Here is a 15444-nt window from a genome sequence, read left to right on the forward strand (position 1 = left end):
CGCAGGCTCCTCAGGATGAGGGGAGGCGGTTGACTTGACCCGCCCCAAGGGCGACAAGGCCCGCGAGAAATCGTGGGTCTTTCGATGTCGTCAGCCGATCCTAAAACCGTCGAAGCGCGCTGCGTGCGCCTCGATTCCAAGGCCGAGAACGCCGCTGCGGTCGCGCCGGTCGTCGAGCGTCAGACGCTCGCGCGCGGGCCGAACGATGTGCTGATCGAGGTGAAGGCCGCGGCCGTCAATCCGTCCGACGTGAAGGCTGCGACCGGTCTGATGCCCTACGCCGTATTCCCGCGTACGCCCGGCCGCGACTACGCCGGCGTGGTGATCGACGGGCCGGCGGGCACGATCGGCCGCGAAGTGTTCGGCTCGTCGGGTGATCTCGGCATCCGCCGCGACGGCACCCACGCCAGCCATCTCGTGGTCGATGCCGACGCCGTCGTGGAGAAGCCCACGACTGTGTCCTGGGAAGAGGCCGCCGGAATCGGCGTGCCCTTCGTCACCGCCATGGAAGGCTTTCGCCGCGCCGGCGTGCCGAAGAGCGGTGAGGCCGTTTTGGTGTTCGGCGTCAACGGCAAGGTCGGTCAGGCCGCGGTGCAGATCGCGACCTGGCAGGGCGCGCGCGTCATCGGCGTGGTGCGCAAGGCGGAAGCCTATGAAGGTCATGCCAACGCGCCGATCGAGGTGATCGACGCCTCCGCAACTGATGTCGCCGTGCGCGTGCGCGAAATGACCGGCGGCAAGGGCGCCGACATCGTCTTCAACACAGTCGGAGATCCCTATTTCCAGGCCGCGCACAAGTCGCTGGCACTGCGCGGCCGCCAGATCCTGATCGCCGCGATCGACCGCATCGTGCAGTTCAACATCCTCGAATTCTACCGCGGCCAGCACACCTATGTCGGCATCGACACGCTCGGCCTGTCGTCGGCCGCAACGGGCGCGGTGCTGCGCGACCTCGGTCCGGGCTTTGCGAGCGGCCATTTGAAGCCGTTTCCGATCAACGCGAATGCCGTCTATCCGCTCGAGCGGGCCAAGGAGGCGTACGTCGCAGTCGCCGGCTCCTCGCGGGACCGCGTGATCCTGAAGCCGTAATGATGGAATCCGCCCAATTCGTCATCTTCGCCGGCCTCGTCATCGGTCTCGTCTATGGCGCCGTTGGCCTGCTCAGCGGCTTCTGCCTGATGAGCAGCATGCGCGGCTTTCTTGCTGACGGAGACGGGCGGCTGGTGCGGACCTATGCGCTGGCAATCGCGGTTGCGATCGCCGCCAGCCAGTTCTTTGCCGGCAACGGCATGGTCGATCTCGGCAAGTCGATCTACCTGCAACCAACCTTTTCCGTGCCGGTGCTGTTCCTCGGCGGCCTGCTGTTCGGCTACGGTATGGTGCTGTCGAACGGCTGCGGCTCGCGTGCGCTGGTGCTGCTCGGTCGCGGCAATCTCCGCTCCTTCGTCGTCGTGATCGTGCTGGGCATTGCCGCGCAGATGACGCTCAAGGGGCTGATCGCCCCGGCGCGCATCGCGCTGGTTCAGGCCTCGCAAGCCACTGTCAGCGCCAATTCACTGCCGTCGTTACTCGCAACGCTCGGTCTCACTGAAACCATCTCACGCGCACTGGCCGCAATTGTCATCGTCGTTACGCTGGTCCTGTTTGCCTTTGCGCATCCGGCGTTCCGCCGTTCGCCGGGCCAGATTGCAGCCGGTGTCGTTGTCGGCCTCTTGGTGGCGAGCGGCTGGTTCGTCACTGGCTATCTCGGTGCCGACGACTTCAATCCCGTGCCCGTCACCTCGCTCACCTTCATCGCTCCGATCGCGGACTCCCTGCAATACGCCATGCTTTCGACCGGCCTGACGCTGAATTTCGGCATTGCGACGGTCGCCGGTGTCTTCGCCGGCAGCCTGGTCACTGCACTCGCCACGGGCCGCTTCCATCTCGAAGGCTATTCATCGCCACGTCACATGCTGCGCTCGGCGAGTGGCGCTGCGCTGATGGGCATCGGCGGCGTGATGGCGTTCGGCTGCTCGATCGGGCAGGGGCTCACCGGTGTATCGACGCTCGCGCTGGGGTCGTTCGTCGCGCTCGCCGGCATCCTGCTCGGCACGGCCGCCGGCCTGCGCGGTAGCCTGCGCGTTCAGCCGCTCGCGGTGGCCTGACGGCGCAGCAGCCGGTCGCCCAAGGTCGCAAGGCCGATGCCGGCGACGATCAGTCCGGCCGCAACGGCCAGACTTATGTCGATGGGCTCACCGAGCAGGATCGCAGCGCTGGCGATGCCGACGAGCGGCGTGCCAGTGGTGCCGAGCGACGTCGTCAGCGCCGAGATGCTCTTGTTGACCATCGACATCGCCCAATAGGCCAGCGCTGTCCCGATCAGGCCGGAATACAGGAACAGCAGGACGAGCCTCCACGACCACTCCGCGTGCGGCAGGCCCTCGATGACGAGTGCGCTGACCGTCAGCACGATCGTCGCCACCAGCACCTGCCAGATCAGAAGCTGGAGCGGCGAGGCGATCCAGCGGTGGGCGCGGATATAGATGATATTCGCCGCCCAGGAGATCGCGGCGAGGATGACCATGCCGGCGCCGAGTACGACGTTGGCGTTGGTCCAGTCGATCGAGGTAGGGTTCAAGATCACAGCAAGCCCGATCAAGCCCAGCAGCGCGCCAGCGAGCTTTGGTGCCGTCAGCGTGTCCTTCCCGAGCAGCGGCGCGGCGATCGCGACCCAGAGCGGCGTGGTGTAGCCGAGCACGATAGCCTTGCTCGCGGGCAGGAAGCGCACACCGGCCGCAACAAGAACCGAGAACACCGTCATGTGCAGCAGCGCTACGCTGAGGACCACAGGAATGTCGCGCCGTTCCGGGATCACCAGATTGTTGCTGAGCCCGAGGATCAGGAACAGTGCGGCCAACGCGATCCAGCTCCGGATCGCCGACGTCCACAACGGCGGAAGGAACTGGACGAGCTGCTTCGTCACCGACCAGTTGACGCCCCAGGCCAGCACGACGATCAGGAACAGGCCGACAGCCGCGCGGGATGAGAGGGAGTTCATCGCAGAATCCTTGAAGCAGTGCGGTCTGCGAGATAGCATCCCGGCTGGATCTTGAAAAAGTGCCAGATCGGAAAGGAATAAGGTGCCAGTTTCAGGAACGATGATCCCCGCGCTGATCGACCTGAAGCGGGCCGGCGACGACGGGTTGGCGGCGCAGCTAACGAGCCAGCTCCGAAGCCTGATCGCGACCGGCCGCCTGGGCAAAGGCATCGCGCTGCCGTCGAGCCGCTCGCTTGCGAGCGATCTCGGCGTCTCCCGCAACACAGTCACCTATGCATTCGAGCAGCTCGCCGCCGAGGGATACCTAGCGGCGTCACACGGGCGCCGCCCGGTGGTGATGGTCGACGGCGGTGAGCGCATCGAAGCGGCGGGTGTCGTCGCATCCCGGGGGCGCTCTGCCAAGCCGCAGCTCTCACCTTGGGCTTCGAGGATCAAGCAGACAGACTGGCCGATGTCCTATCAGGCACCACTAAAACCGTTGCGTCCGGGGCATGGTGATTTCAGGGAGTTTCCGAACGAGATCTGGGCGCGCTGCTTGCGCCGCCGCGCTGTGCGTGCGGCCAGACGCGAGCTTGGCTCAGTCAACCGGACGCGCCTGCGCGAGGCGCTGGCGCATTATCTGGCGACCAGCAGGGGCGTTCGCGCCACCGCGGACCAGATCCTGATCCTGCCAAGCGCGCAGGCTGCGCTGACCTTGATTGCGGCGGTGCTCGTCTCACCCGGCGATGACGTCTGGGTCGAGGATCCCGGCTATCCCGGCGCCGCGGCCGCCTTCCGTGCCTCCGGTGCGCGCGTGATGGGTATTAGGCTGGACGAGCAGGGCATGCAGCGGATGCCGGGACCGGCCGCGCCAAAGCTGATCTTCATGACGCCGTCGCATCAGCATCCGACCGGACGGCTGATGTCGCTGGCCCGCCGCACTGAATTTCTTGGCATGAGCAGGCCCGGCAAGACCTGGATTGTGGAGGACGATTACGACGGCGAATTCCACTATGACAGCCGGCCGGTGCCGGCCTTGCAGGGCATCGATGCCCATGGCCGCGTGTTCTATGTCGGCACCTTCTCGAAGGCGATGACCTCGGATATTCGGCTCGGCTATCTCGTCGTGCCGCCGGCGCTGGTCGACACTTTGGAGATTGCGCAGCGGCATATCGGGCTGATTGCTTCCAGCCACATCCAGGAAGCGCTGGCGGAGTTCATTGCCGATGGGCATTTCCTCGCGCATCTGCGCCGGATGCGCCGGCTCTATCACGTGCGCCGCGACCACCTGGTCGAAGGACTGGGGCGCCATCTCGGCGAAGTGCTTTCGGTCGAGGTGCCCTCGGGCGGCATCCAGCTCGTCGCCCGCCTCAAGCGCGGCCGGGCCGATCAGGCCGCGGTCAGGCGGCTGGTTGCCGCGGGGGTTGAGACGCGAGCCCTGTCCAGCCTGGCGCTCGGCCAGCCGCGCGATCACGGCCTGCTGCTCGGCTTTGCGGCCTGGCGTGAGAGCGAGATCAGCGCGGCGGTGCGGACGATGGCGTCGTGCTTCTAGAGCATGATCCGGATCCGAAGGGCCGCGTTCGCGCAAAGTGCGCAGCGGTTTTCCTAATCTCATCGCGCTTTAGCGCGTTAGTCCACCGCCTTCGTCACGATACGGATCTCCGAGGTCAGCGTCCGGTGCACCGGGCACTTGTCGGCGATTTCCATCAGCTTCTTGCGCTGCTCGGCATCGAGCGCGCCGTCGATTGCGATGTCGCGCTCGATCTGGTCGAGCATGCCATCCCGCGTCTCGCACTCGGCGCAGTCCTTGGCGTAGATTTTTGAGTGCCTCAGCGTGACGGTGACGCGATCGAGCGGCAGCGACTTGCGGTCGGCATAAAGGCGCATGGTCATGGAGGTGCAGGCGCCGAGGCCGGCCAGCAGGAAGTCGTAAGGGCCGGGGCCGGCATCCTCACCGCCGGCGGCGACCGGCTCGTCAGCCACCAGATGATGCGGGCCGACGGTGACGATCTGGTTGAACTTGCTCTTGCGGGTCTCCTGCACGACGACCTTGCGCGGCGCCTCAGGGAGATCCATCGCTTTCGCTGGTTTTGCCGTGTCGATGTAGCGGCTGGCCCAGGCTGCGATCATGTCCGCGGCATAGAGCGCGTCGGCGGGCTTGGCCAAGAGATGATCGGCATGGTCGAGCGAGACGAAGCTCTTGGGATGCTTGGCCGCAACAAAGATCTTCGTCGCATTGTCGATACCGACGGTGTCGTCGACCGGCGAGTGCATCACCAGCAGCGCCTTGTGCAGTCCCGTGATGTCCTCCATCAGTTCGTGCTCGGCGATGTCGTCGAGGAATTCGCGCTTGATCCGGAACGGGCGGCCCGCGAGCGAGACTTCGACCTCGCCCTGCGCGCGGATGTTGTCGAGATGCTCCCTGAAAAGGCCGGTGACATGCGCGGGATCGGAAGGTGCCGCGATGGTCGCGACCGCCTTGGCCTCGGGAATTTTGCCGGCTGCTGCCAGGATCGCCGCGCCGCCGAGGCTGTGGCCGATCAGGAGCGACGGCGCCTTGCGGGTCGTGCGCAAATGATCGGCGGCACGCACGAGATCGGCGACGTTGGAGGAGAAGGTCGAATTGGCAAAATCGCCTTCGCTGGAGCCGAGCCCGGTGAAGTCGAAGCGCAATACCGCGATGCCCCTGGCGGCGAGCGCGACCGAGATGCGCTTTGCCGCCAGTGTGTCCTTACCGCAGGTGAAGCAATGCGCGAACAGCGCGAACGCCGCGGGCTCGCCGTCCGGCAGCTCCAGCGCGGCTGCGAGCTGATGGCCGCCTTCGCCCGTGAATTGGAAGCGTTCCGTCGGCATGGGCTTCCCCCCTGTTGCTTGACCCTAATCGCCTGAATAGCGCTGCTCGGCCCAAGGATCGCCGCGGTTATGATAGCCGCGAACTTCCCAGAAGCCCGGCGCATCGTCGGTCAGGAACTCGATCGCCTGGAGCCACTTCGCGCTCTTCCAAAAATAGAGATGCGGCACGACCAGCCGCACCGGGCCGCCATGCTCGTCCGACAGCGGCTGGCCCGACCAGCTATGGGCGAGCAGCGCGTCCTCGGCCGCGAAGTCGTCCAGCGCGAGGTTGGTGGTGTAGCCGTCATAAGAATGCAGCACGACGAAGCGCGCATCCTCGCGCGGCTGGCACGCCGCAAGCAGCTCGCGCGTCGCAAGCCCTTCCCACAGATTGTCGTAGCGCGACCATGTCGTCACGCAATGGATGTCGGACGTGGATTGCGCCTGCTTCCGTGCGGCAAACTCGGCGAAGGTCCAGAACACCGGGTTCTCGATCGCGCCATAGACGTCGAGCCGCCAGCGCTCGCGCGAGACCGGGGGCACTACGCCGAGATCGAGCACCGGCCAGTCTTTTGTCAGGTGCTGTCCTGGCGGCAGGCGCTGGTCTTCCGGCCGCGTGACCTTTCCCGTGAGGAAGCGGCCTTCGCGCGCCCATTTCTCCTTGGTGCGCGTCAGCTTGCTGTCGGGCGGCTCGTTGTCGTCGGCCATGATCTACTCGTAAATGGGCTACTCGTGGCGGTGCATCGCGGAGGCGTGCTTGGTGTCGCGCATGGTGGAATAGATGATCAGCGACAGGCAGATGATTCCGGCGAGATAATAGTAGAACCATTCTTCGTGCCCAATGCTCTTGAAATAGAGCGCGATGGCCGGCGCCGTGCCGCCGAAGATCGAGACCGTGATGGCATAGGGCAGGCCGACGCCGAGCGCGCGGACGTTGGTCGGGAACAGCTCGGCCTTCACCACCGCGTTGATCGACGTGTAACCGGCGACGAAAAGCCAGGCGCAGCAGATCAGGATGAACGCCATGAACGGCGATTTGGTCTCCTTCAGCGTCATCAGCAGCGGCACGGTCGCGAGCGTGCCGGCGACACCGAAGAAGATCAGCAGCGGTTTGCGGCCGATCTTGTCGGAGATGGCGCCGTAGATCGGCTGAAGAATGGTCGCGAAGATCAGCGTGCCGAAGATCACGAAGGTGGTCTGGTCCTCGGTCAGCCCGACCGAGAGTTTGACGAAGGTCTGCATATAGGTGGTGAATGTGTAGAACGCCGCGGTGCCGCCGGCGGTCAGGCCGACGACCAGTAGCAGCTCGCGCGGATAGCGCAGCAGATTGGTGAGCGAGCCGGTCGGCTTCACCACCTTCTTCGCCTCCTCGAACGCCTCGGTCTCATGCAGGCCGCGCCGCATTACGGCGGCAAAGATCGCGAGTGCCGCGCCGATCGCGAACGGGATGCGCCAGCCCCAGGCCTTCAGCTCCTCCGGCGTGAGGAAGACTTTTTGCAGCAGCAGGAGCACGATGATGGCGGTGAGCTGGCCGCCGATCAGCGTGACGTATTGAAAGCTCGAATAAAAGCCGCGGTGCCTGGGGTCGGCGACCTCGCTCAAGTACGTGGCGCTGGCGCCATATTCGCCGCCGAGGCTCAGGCCTTCGATGACGCGGGCGAGCGCGAGGATCACCGGTGCCGCAAGGCCGATCGTCGCATAGGTCGGCGTCAGCGCGATGATCAGCGAGCCGAAGCACATGAAGACGACCGACAGCGTCAGCGAGATGCGACGGCCGAAATGGTCAGCGAGATAGCCGAAAAACCAGCCGCCCAGGGGCCGCATCAGAAAGGTCGCCGCGAACACGACGGCGACGTTCAATTGCTGCACGACAGGGTCGTTGCCGGGGAAAAAGGCTGGAGCGAAATAGAGCGCGAACGCCGTATAGGCGTAGAAATCGTACCACTCGACGAGATTGCCGATCGAGCCGATGAAGATCGCCTTGATCCGGCGCCTGGCGTCGGCGATGTCAATGTGGTCGGAGGCCGGTTGGGTTGCTTGCTCTGTCACGTCCGGCCTCTCCGCGCGTTTGGAAAGGCCTACATCGCCCTTCCGAGCAAAAATGGCAACTGGCGGGGGCCTCTGACCGTGCCTTGCGACCAGGTCACGGTGCCGGCCGGGTCGAGGGCGAAGTCCGGAATGCGCTTCAGCCATTCCTCCAGTGCAACCTGCATCTCCATGCGCGCAAGGTTGGAACCGACGCAGCGATGGATCCCGAGGCCGAAGGCGGCGTGGCGGTTCTCCCGGCGGTCGATCACGACTTTGTCAGCGTCCGGAAACATCTTGGGGTCGCGGTTCGCCGCCGGGAAGGACAGCAGCACCATGTTGCCCGCCTTGACCGGACAGCCGGAGACCGTGGTCTCCTTGACGACCTCGCGCGCCATCGTCACCGGCGAATAGGCACGCAGCAGCTCTTCCACCGCGGTCGGGATCAGCCCGGGCTCGGCGATGAGGCGCTCGCGGTCGGCCGGCGTCCTGGCGAGATGCCAGAGCGAGGAGCCGATCGCGCTCCAGGTCGTATCGATGCCGGCGATCAGCAGCAGTCGCAGCGAACCCAGCACGTGTGATTCTTCCAGCGGCTGGCCTTCCTTGTCCTTGGCGTTCATCAGATAGGAAATGAGATCGTCGGTCGGCCTCGACCTGCGTTCCTCGATCTGCGTCCTGAAATAGGCGCTCATCTCCTGCACGGCCTCAAGCAGCTTGCTCTCGTCCTTGATGCTGAGCTCCAGGATCATGTGAATCCAGTTGATGAAGAGATCGCTGTCGCTCTCGGGGATGCCGAGCATGTGCGCGATCGCTTGAACCGGGATGTATTTGCTGTAGCGCGCAGCGGCGTCGACCTTGCCGTCGGCGATGAAGCCGTCGATCAGCTCGTTGCAGATGGCGCGCATCCGCGGTTCCAGCTTCTTCATCGCATCCGGCGTGAAGGGCGGCAGCAGCAATTGCTTGGCCGGCTTGTGCACGGGCGGATCGGAGGTGATCGGCGGGGCCGCGTTCCTGGTGAGTTCGGGCCGGACGTCGCGGACGATGATCCGGCGCGAGGAGAAATGCTCGGGGTCGTTGGCGATCTCGCGCACCGCGTCATAGGTGGTCGGCATATAGCAGCCGAGGAAGCGCTCGGTATGCACGACGGGGCTCGCGGCCCGCAGCTCGTCCCAGATCGGGAAGGGATCGTCCGTCCATTGCGGATCGGTGTGGTCGAAATCGTTGACCCAGTCGGTCACGGGCGGATGGGCGGCGGGCTGGCTGACGTCGGACATCTCGGAATCCCTCGGGGTTCGTGTTCGCGGAAGGCACGCAGGGCGCGCGGACAGGGGTCGCGCTACTCCTCGATCACATCGATCGCGATTTCCGGACAGTTGGATTTGGCAAGCCAGGCCTTGTCTTCAAGGCCGGGCGGCACGATGCCGTTCCCGGCTTCATGGGCGTTGCCGTATTCGTCGAGCTCGAACAGCTCCGGCGCCAGCGCCTTGCAGCGCGCGTGGCCCTGGCATTTGTCGGGATCGACGTGAACCTTCAGTCGCTCGGTCATGGCGGCTTCCTCGGCGTGTGCGCGGGCCGAAAGGGCGGCGCGCATTCCTCATGTGAGTTTTATCCGCGGCATTTGCCGCGAGCTTTAAGTTATATACTATTACATTCGCGACAGGCTTCCCCTGTCAAGCGCAAACTTATAGGCTTCGCCGCAACATGCGTTCACAACTCGCCCGCAAGCCCGGGAACACCTACCACCATGGCGATCTCCGCGACGCCTTGATCAAGGCCGCGTTGCGCGAGGCGGAGCAGGGCGGGGCCGAGGCGATCAGCATCAAGGCGCTGGCGAAGCAGCTCGGCGTTTCGCAGCCGGCGCCCTACCGGCATTTCGCCGATCGCGAGGCGCTGCTTGCGGCAGTGACGGCGGAGGCGTTCCGGCAACTCTCGACAGTGCTGCGCGAGGCGATGGCCAAGTCGTCGAAGCAATCGAAATTGTCGCGGCTGGCACAGGCGACGCTCGACTTCGGTCTGCGCCGCAACGGCATCTATCGCCTGATGTTCGCATCGCGCACCGTGTCCTGCGCGGCCAAGGGCAGCGAGTTGCACGAGGCGACGCGCGAGACCTTTGCGCTCGTGATCGAGGCGCTGGAGGCCCCGGCCGTCGGCTATCTGCGCGAGCGGCAAGCGCTCAAGATCTGGGCGGCGCTGCACGGGGTCGTGATGCTGGCGGAGCAGGGCTTGTTCACCGGCGAGGCCGCGCATGCCACGCGCGAGGAACTGGTCGAGGATTTCGTGAACGAGACCAGGGCCGCGCTCGCGGTCGCGATCAAGGATGCGCGGCGCCAGAAGAAAGCCGGCGCTTAAGCTTTCGCCTTCAGTAGCTTCATCAGCTTATCGACTGCACTGTCTGGCGTTGTCACGACAAGCCGGCCGGTGGCCTCGGCGACCAGGGGCGCCGTTGCCGCGATGCTGAACTGGGTCAGCGCAATGACGTCGCAATCGCGCAGGTCCTTTGAAGCTTCCACAATCAGCCTGTCGTGCGCGGCGCGGTCGCCGCGGTCGAGCGCCGCCAGCGCGCCTTCGGCAAGCTTCGGCACGACCTGGACCGAGGCCGGAAACTCCGGCGGCATCGAGATCAGCGTCGGCGGGAAGGTCGAGAGCAGCCCGATTCGCTTGCCCATCTTGACCGCTCGCTCGATCATGGCCTCGTTCGGCTTGAGCACGGGCATCGGCGCATGGGCCTGCGCGACGGCCTCGATGCAGGGGCCGAACGCCGAGCAGGTGAACAGGATTCCGTTCGCTCCGGTCGCTGCCGCATAATCCCCGAGCGCGAGAAAACGTTCGGTCATGGCGTCGTTGAGCCGGCCGTCGCGCGCCAAATCCGCCGACAAACTATCATCGAGCAGGTTCATCAGCCGCGCCTCCGGCCACGCCTTCGCGAACGCCGCCTCGATCGGGGCGATGGAGTGCTTCAGGGCGTGGATCAGGGCGATGCGCATGGGAGTCGTCTTTTCTCCCTCTCCCCGTTCTGACGGGGAGAGGGCCGGGGTGAGGGGCTCTTTACTTGAACGGAATGGCGTACATCAAGCCGCCCTTGCTCCAGAGGCCGTTGAGGCCGCGGTCGAGCTTGAGCGGGCTCGCCTTGCCGACATTGCGCTCGTAGATCTCGCCGTAATTGCCGGTGGCCTTGATTGCCGTGACCAGCCATTTGTTGTCGAGCCCGAGCCGCGAGCCGAGGTCGCCGGAGGCACCGAGCAGGCGCTGGATCGCCGGCGTCTGCGACTTCGTCATCTCCTCGACATTGGCCTGCGTGACGCCGAGCTCCTCGGCCTCGATCAGGCCGGAATGCAGCCACGTGATGATATCGCTCCAGACCTCGTCGCCGTTGCGGGTGAACGGGCCGAGCGGCTCCTTGCTGATGGTCTGCGGCAGCACGACGTAGTCGGCCGGGTTCGGCGCCGCGGTCGTCACGGCGCCGGCGAGCGCGGAAGCGTCCTGGGTCATGGCGTCGCAGCGGCCGCCGAAGAAGGTCTGGTACATGGTGTCGACGCGGTCGAATACCAGCGGCTTCCAGTCGATGCCGTTGGCGCGGCCGTAATCGCCGAGCGTGACTTCATGCGTGGTGCCCTGCGCGACGCAGACGGTAGCGCCCTTGAGATCCTTGATGTCCTTTACGCCCAGGTCCTTCTTCACGACAAAACCCTGGCCGTCGTAGAAGTTGATCGGGCCTTGGCGCAGGCCGAGCGTCACGCCGCGCAAATAGGTCTGCGTCGAATTGCGGTAGAGCACGTCGATCTCGCCCGATTGCAGCGCCGTGAAGCGGTTTTGCGCCGTCAGCGAGACGTAACGCACCTTGCTGGCATCGCCGAGCACGCCGGCGGCGAGCGCACGGCAATAGTCGACGTCGAGCCCCTTGTAATTTCCTTGCGAGTCCGGCGCGGAGAATCCGGCAAAGCCGGCACTGACGCCGCACACCAGCGTGCCGCGGCTTTTCACCGTGTCCAGCGTCGCCGCCGGCGCCACAACCGTCGATGCCGCGAGCACGCCCGCTGCGATAACCACTTGCCTCATGCTACTCTCCCCTCAGTGATTGACACTACACAACACGTTGTCGACGGCCGTGCCGAGCTTGTCGACGATCAGGTCGATCTCCTCCGCGGAGGTGATATAGGGCGGCGCCAGCAACACATGGTCGCCGCGGACGCCGTCCACGGTGCCGCCGCCGGGATAGCAGCCAAGCCCGTTGGCGAAGGCCTCTGCCTTGATCTTCTGATGCAGCTTGAGCGCCGGATCGAACGAGGAGCGTGTCGTCCGATCGGCGACGAGCTCGATCGCCCAGAACAGGCCGCGACCCCTGATGTCGCCGACATGGCGGTGATTGCCGAAGCGCTCGGTCAGTCGCTGCTCGAGTTGTCGTCCGCGTTCCTTGACGCGGTCGAGCAGGCCGTCCTCGCGGATCACATCCTGCACCGCAAGCGCGGCGGCGCAAGCGAGGGGATGCGCCAGATAAGTGTGGCCGTGCAGGAACGCGCCCGAGCCTGAGCGGATGGTGTCGATGATCTTGCCGCTTGCGAGCATCGCGCCGATCGGTTGGTAGCCGCCGCCGAGCCCCTTTGCGATCGCCTGGATGTCCGGCGCGACGCCTTCCTGTTCCCATGCGTGCGTCGTGCCGGTGCGGCCCATGCCGCTCATGACCTCGTCGAGAATGAGTAGCGCGCCATGCCGGTCGCAGATCTCGCGCACGGCCTTGAAGTAGCCGTCCGGCGCGGTCACCGCGCCGGCGGTGGCGCCGACCACGGGCTCGGCGAGGAATGCCGCGACGGTGTCGGGGCCGAGCCGCTGAAATTCGGCTTCGAGTTCGGCGGCCAGCCGCGCCACGAATTGTGCGTCAGACTCGCTGTCGTGCTTCTCGCGATAGGCGAACGCGGGCGTCACATGGCTGAAAGCGCCGGAAAGCAACGGCGCATACGGCGCGCGCCGCCAGGCATTGCCGCCGGCAGCGAGCGCGCCGAGCGTGTTGCCGTGGTAGCTCTGCCGCCGCGCGATGAAGTGCTGCCGCTGCGTCTCGCCGCGCTCGATGAAATATTGCCGCGCGAGCTTGATGCTGGCCTCGATCGCCTCCGATCCGCCGCTGACGAAATAGGCATAGGCGAGACCGCCGGGCTCGTGCCCGACCAGCGTCTCGGCCAGCGCCTCGGCGGGCTCGGACGAGAAGAAGGCGGTGTGCGCATAGGCCAGCGTCGAGGCCTGCTTCGTCATCGCCGCGATCACGCGCGGATGCTGGTGGCCGAGGCACGAGACGGCCGCGCCGCCGGAAGCATCGATCACGCGCCGACCGTCCTCGGCGAAGAGATAGACGCCTTCGCCGCCGATCGCCCTGGGCGGCGTTTCGCGGAGCGAGCGGTGCAGCACGCGGCTGGTGCGAGCGGCCATGGGTCAACCTTTCTCTGAGACGTAGGTGGAGGCGGCGGCGAGCCGCGCCTCGGTATTTTCCAGGCGCTTCTTCGCGGCCGCACCGCCGAGCGAGAACGTCACCGCGGCGAGCGACTGCGCGATCGCGATGGCGCCGGTGAGGCTGGGGAAGAAGCCGGGCGAGGAGGCCGCCTCGAACAGCAGCACGTGGTCGGCGCCTTCGGCCATCGGCGCCGAGAGGCTGTCCGTGATCGCGATCAGTTTCGCGCCGGCATGATGGGCGGCTTGCGCAACGCGGACGCTCGCATGGGTGTAAGGCAGGAAGCCGACGACGATGACGGCCTCGCCGGGCCTGATAGCGCCGAGATCGAGATCATCGGGGCCGGACGTGCCGACGAGCTGCACCTGCTCGGGACGGAACAGGCGCAGCTCATAATTCAGCAGCTCCGCGACGCTCCGGCAGCTTCGGTAACCGGCGATCCAGATCCGCTTGGCGTCATGCAGCGCGCGGGCCGCGTCCGCAATCGGCTGGGCGGGAATGCGCGGAAGGCCGGCGGCCTCGGCCTCGAGCTTGTCGATGACGAGCGCAATATCCGCATTCGGACCGTGGCGGCGGCTCTTGGCGCGGCCGGAGAAAGGCGATGTCGGCGACGGCCGCCGTGCTTCCGTCAGCGCCGCGCGCAGCTCGTCCCAGCCGGAATAGCCGATCGCCTTGGCGAGCCGCGTGAACGCGGCGGGATCGGCACCGGCCTCCGCGGCGAGATCGCGCATCGAACGGGTGGTGGCGTCGTAATCATTGGCGGCGACGAAACGGCCGACCTCCTGCAGGCGCAGGGGGAGCGATGGCAATGCAATGCGCAGTTCGCTCAAGGGCGAGGATTTCGCGGGCTCGGCCATGAAACATTTGTTGCACGGTTTTCAGATCGGTGCAACAGTTGACGTGCGCCGCCGGAAATCGTGCTCTTCAGAAGGATTTTTGTGCTGTGACGTCAGACGCTCCAAGACCGCCGCCGCGCCGTCGCCTCTTCGGCGCATGGGGATCCCGCGAGCTGAAAGGCCTGTTCTGGCAGGTGCTGGTGGTCGGGATCGCCGTCGCGATCATCGCCTTCCTCTGGTCCAACACCGTCACCAATCTCACGGCCCGCCGCATCACCACCGGTTTCGCCTTTCTTGGCCGTGAAGCCGGCATGCCTATCGCCGACAGCCTACTCGCCTACAATCCGAGAGACGCCTACCTCTGGGCCTTCGTCGTCGGCGTCGCCAACACCTTGCGCGTCGCTGTGATCGGCATCGTGCTCGCGACCGTTTTGGGCACGCTGATCGGCATCTCGCGATTGTCGGCCAACTGGCTGCTGTCGCGGCTTGCTGCTGTCTATGTCGAGACGCTGCGCGACATCCCGCTGCTGCTTCAACTGCTGTTCTGGTACGTGCTGATGCAAGCGCTGCCGGCCGCGCGCGCGGCGTGGCGACCGGTCGAGGGCGTGTTCCTGTCCAATCGCGGCCTGATCCTGCCGGCAATCCCGGTGGGCCCGCCGCAGCTCTGGGTGCTTGGGATGGCGGTGCTCGGGCTTGTCGCGTTCTTTCTGATCCAGCGATGGCTCGTCGCGCAGCAGATGCGGGATGGCAAGCCGCGGCCGGCCTGGCCCTTTGCGGTTGGCCTCGTCCTCGCGCTGCCGGCGGCAGTGTCCGTGGCGCTCGGAGTATCCTGGACAATCGAGTGGCCGGCGCTGCGCGGCTTCAATTTCGTCGGTGGGCTGACGCTCGCGCCGGAATACTTTGCCTTGTTGATCGCGCTCGTCACCTACACCTCGGCCTTCATCGCCGAGATCGTGCGCAGCGGCATCCAGTCGGTGCCGCGCGGGCAGTGGGATGCTGCCAATGCGCTCGGCCTGCGGCGCAGCTTCATGCTGCGGCAGATCATCCTGCCGCAGGCGCTGCGCGTCATCGTGCCGCCGATGACGAGCCAGTATCTCAATCTGACCAAGAACTCCTCGCTCGCGGTCGCAATCGGCTACCAGGACGTGGTCTCGATCGCCAACACCACGCTGAACCAGACCGGGCAGGCGATCGAGGCGATCGCGCTGATCATGGCGGTGTTCCTGACCATCAGCCTCGGTATCAGCTTCTTCATGAACTGGTACAATGCGCGCATCGCGCTGGTGGAGCGCTGA

Annotated in this window: 15 protein-coding genes; 5 read left to right on the forward strand and 10 right to left on the reverse strand. The window is 65.7% G+C overall.

Translation table 11 applies throughout. From position 1 onward, the window contains the following. Positions 1 to 84 precede the first annotated feature (84 nt). Both I3J27_RS10830 and I3J27_RS10835 read left to right on the forward strand, forming a co-directional pair. Positions 85 to 1089 carry a quinone oxidoreductase family protein gene (locus I3J27_RS10830; RefSeq protein ID WP_270168606.1) on the forward strand — a complete coding sequence of 335 codons (1005 nt, stop codon included), beginning with the start codon at positions 85 to 87 and terminating at the stop codon, positions 1087 to 1089. Beyond that, on the forward strand, positions 1089 to 2147 hold the full coding sequence (locus I3J27_RS10835; protein ID WP_370691948.1) for a YeeE/YedE family protein: 1059 nt from the start codon (positions 1089 to 1091) through the stop codon (positions 2145 to 2147). The genes I3J27_RS10830 and I3J27_RS10835 overlap by 1 nt, the downstream gene beginning before the upstream one ends. Here the strand turns inward: I3J27_RS10835 and I3J27_RS10840 are convergent. Then, complete coding sequence (locus I3J27_RS10840; RefSeq protein ID WP_270168608.1) at positions 2126 to 3040, reverse strand: DMT family transporter; 915 nt, start codon at positions 3038 to 3040, stop codon at positions 2126 to 2128. The genes I3J27_RS10835 and I3J27_RS10840 overlap by 22 nt on opposite strands. A 100-nt stretch (positions 3041 to 3140) precedes the next feature. Between I3J27_RS10840 and pdxR the strand changes: the two genes are divergently transcribed. Then, complete coding sequence (gene pdxR, locus I3J27_RS10845; RefSeq protein WP_270172687.1) at positions 3141 to 4571, forward strand: MocR-like pyridoxine biosynthesis transcription factor PdxR; 1431 nt, start codon at positions 3141 to 3143, stop codon at positions 4569 to 4571. A gap of 77 nt (positions 4572 to 4648) precedes the next feature. Here pdxR and I3J27_RS10850 read toward each other — a convergent pair whose 3' ends face one another. The 5 genes from I3J27_RS10850 to I3J27_RS10870 all read right to left on the reverse strand — a co-directional run bounded on the left by I3J27_RS10850 (position 4649) and on the right by I3J27_RS10870 (position 9422). Then, positions 4649 to 5872, reverse strand: coding sequence for a bifunctional alpha/beta hydrolase/OsmC family protein (locus I3J27_RS10850; RefSeq protein WP_270168610.1), 1224 nt, complete (start codon positions 5870 to 5872; stop codon positions 4649 to 4651). 24 nt (positions 5873 to 5896) lie between these two features. Then, on the reverse strand, positions 5897 to 6559 hold the full coding sequence (locus I3J27_RS10855) for a sulfite oxidase-like oxidoreductase (RefSeq protein WP_270168612.1): 663 nt from the start codon (positions 6557 to 6559) through the stop codon (positions 5897 to 5899). A gap of 18 nt (positions 6560 to 6577) precedes the next feature. Beyond that, a complete protein-coding gene (locus tag I3J27_RS10860) occupies positions 6578 to 7900 on the reverse strand; it encodes an MFS transporter (protein ID WP_270168614.1) in 1323 nt (440 codons plus the stop codon). Positions 7901 to 7929: 29 nt separating this feature from the next. Continuing rightward, positions 7930 to 9150, reverse strand: a complete 1221-nt coding sequence (locus I3J27_RS10865; protein WP_270168616.1) for a cytochrome P450 — start codon at positions 9148 to 9150, stop codon at positions 7930 to 7932. A 62-nt stretch (positions 9151 to 9212) separates the two neighbouring features. Next, positions 9213 to 9422, reverse strand: a complete 210-nt coding sequence (locus I3J27_RS10870; protein WP_270168618.1) for a ferredoxin — start codon at positions 9420 to 9422, stop codon at positions 9213 to 9215. Between the two features lie 155 nt (positions 9423 to 9577). Between I3J27_RS10870 and I3J27_RS10875 the strand changes: the two genes are divergently transcribed. Next, entirely contained in the window at positions 9578 to 10225 is a 648-nt protein-coding gene (locus I3J27_RS10875; RefSeq protein WP_270168620.1) for a TetR/AcrR family transcriptional regulator, read from the forward strand. On the opposite strand, the gene I3J27_RS10880 is transcribed toward I3J27_RS10875, so the two are convergent. The 4 genes from I3J27_RS10880 to I3J27_RS10895 form a co-directional block, all read right to left on the reverse strand. Then, complete coding sequence (locus I3J27_RS10880) at positions 10222 to 10860, reverse strand: aspartate/glutamate racemase family protein (RefSeq protein WP_270168622.1); 639 nt, start codon at positions 10858 to 10860, stop codon at positions 10222 to 10224. The genes I3J27_RS10875 and I3J27_RS10880 overlap by 4 nt on opposite strands. 61 nt (positions 10861 to 10921) lie before the next feature. Then, the gene (locus I3J27_RS10885; protein WP_270168623.1) at positions 10922 to 11932 is read right to left on the reverse strand and encodes an amino acid ABC transporter substrate-binding protein; all 1011 of its coding nucleotides are present in this window, start codon (positions 11930 to 11932) and stop codon (positions 10922 to 10924) included. A gap of 12 nt (positions 11933 to 11944) precedes the next feature. Next, positions 11945 to 13294, reverse strand: a complete 1350-nt coding sequence (locus I3J27_RS10890; RefSeq protein ID WP_270168625.1) for an aspartate aminotransferase family protein — start codon at positions 13292 to 13294, stop codon at positions 11945 to 11947. Positions 13295 to 13297: 3 nt separating this feature from the next. After that, the gene (locus I3J27_RS10895; protein ID WP_270168627.1) at positions 13298 to 14170 is read right to left on the reverse strand and encodes a MurR/RpiR family transcriptional regulator; all 873 of its coding nucleotides are present in this window, start codon (positions 14168 to 14170) and stop codon (positions 13298 to 13300) included. Between the two features lie 86 nt (positions 14171 to 14256). On the opposite strand from I3J27_RS10895, the gene I3J27_RS10900 reads away from it, so the two are divergent. Further along, the gene (locus I3J27_RS10900; RefSeq protein WP_270168629.1) at positions 14257 to 15444 is read left to right on the forward strand and encodes an amino acid ABC transporter permease; all 1188 of its coding nucleotides are present in this window, start codon (positions 14257 to 14259) and stop codon (positions 15442 to 15444) included.

The sequence above is a fragment of the Bradyrhizobium xenonodulans genome (assembly GCF_027594865.1).
Classification (GTDB): domain Bacteria; phylum Pseudomonadota; class Alphaproteobacteria; order Rhizobiales; family Xanthobacteraceae; genus Bradyrhizobium; species Bradyrhizobium xenonodulans.

Coding starts and splice junctions, on each gene's coding strand:
- I3J27_RS10830 (WP_270168606.1), top strand. CDS start 85: ATGTCGTCAGCCGATCCTAAAACCGTCGAAGCGCGCTGCGTGCGCCTC.
- I3J27_RS10835 (WP_370691948.1), top strand. CDS start 1,089: ATGATGGAATCCGCCCAATTCGTCATCTTCGCCGGCCTCGTCATCGGT.
- I3J27_RS10840 (WP_270168608.1), bottom strand. CDS start 3,040: ATGAACTCCCTCTCATCCCGCGCGGCTGTCGGCCTGTTCCTGATCGTC.
- pdxR (WP_270172687.1), top strand. CDS start 3,141: ATGATCCCCGCGCTGATCGACCTGAAGCGGGCCGGCGACGACGGGTTG.
- I3J27_RS10850 (WP_270168610.1), bottom strand. CDS start 5,872: ATGCCGACGGAACGCTTCCAATTCACGGGCGAAGGCGGCCATCAGCTC.
- I3J27_RS10855 (WP_270168612.1), bottom strand. CDS start 6,559: ATGGCCGACGACAACGAGCCGCCCGACAGCAAGCTGACGCGCACCAAG.
- I3J27_RS10865 (WP_270168616.1), bottom strand. CDS start 9,150: ATGTCCGACGTCAGCCAGCCCGCCGCCCATCCGCCCGTGACCGACTGG.
- I3J27_RS10870 (WP_270168618.1), bottom strand. CDS start 9,422: ATGACCGAGCGACTGAAGGTTCACGTCGATCCCGACAAATGCCAGGGC.
- I3J27_RS10875 (WP_270168620.1), top strand. CDS start 9,578: ATGCGTTCACAACTCGCCCGCAAGCCCGGGAACACCTACCACCATGGC.
- I3J27_RS10880 (WP_270168622.1), bottom strand. CDS start 10,860: ATGCGCATCGCCCTGATCCACGCCCTGAAGCACTCCATCGCCCCGATC.
- I3J27_RS10885 (WP_270168623.1), bottom strand. CDS start 11,932: ATGAGGCAAGTGGTTATCGCAGCGGGCGTGCTCGCGGCATCGACGGTT.
- I3J27_RS10890 (WP_270168625.1), bottom strand. CDS start 13,294: ATGGCCGCTCGCACCAGCCGCGTGCTGCACCGCTCGCTCCGCGAAACG.
- I3J27_RS10895 (WP_270168627.1), bottom strand. CDS start 14,170: ATGGCCGAGCCCGCGAAATCCTCGCCCTTGAGCGAACTGCGCATTGCA.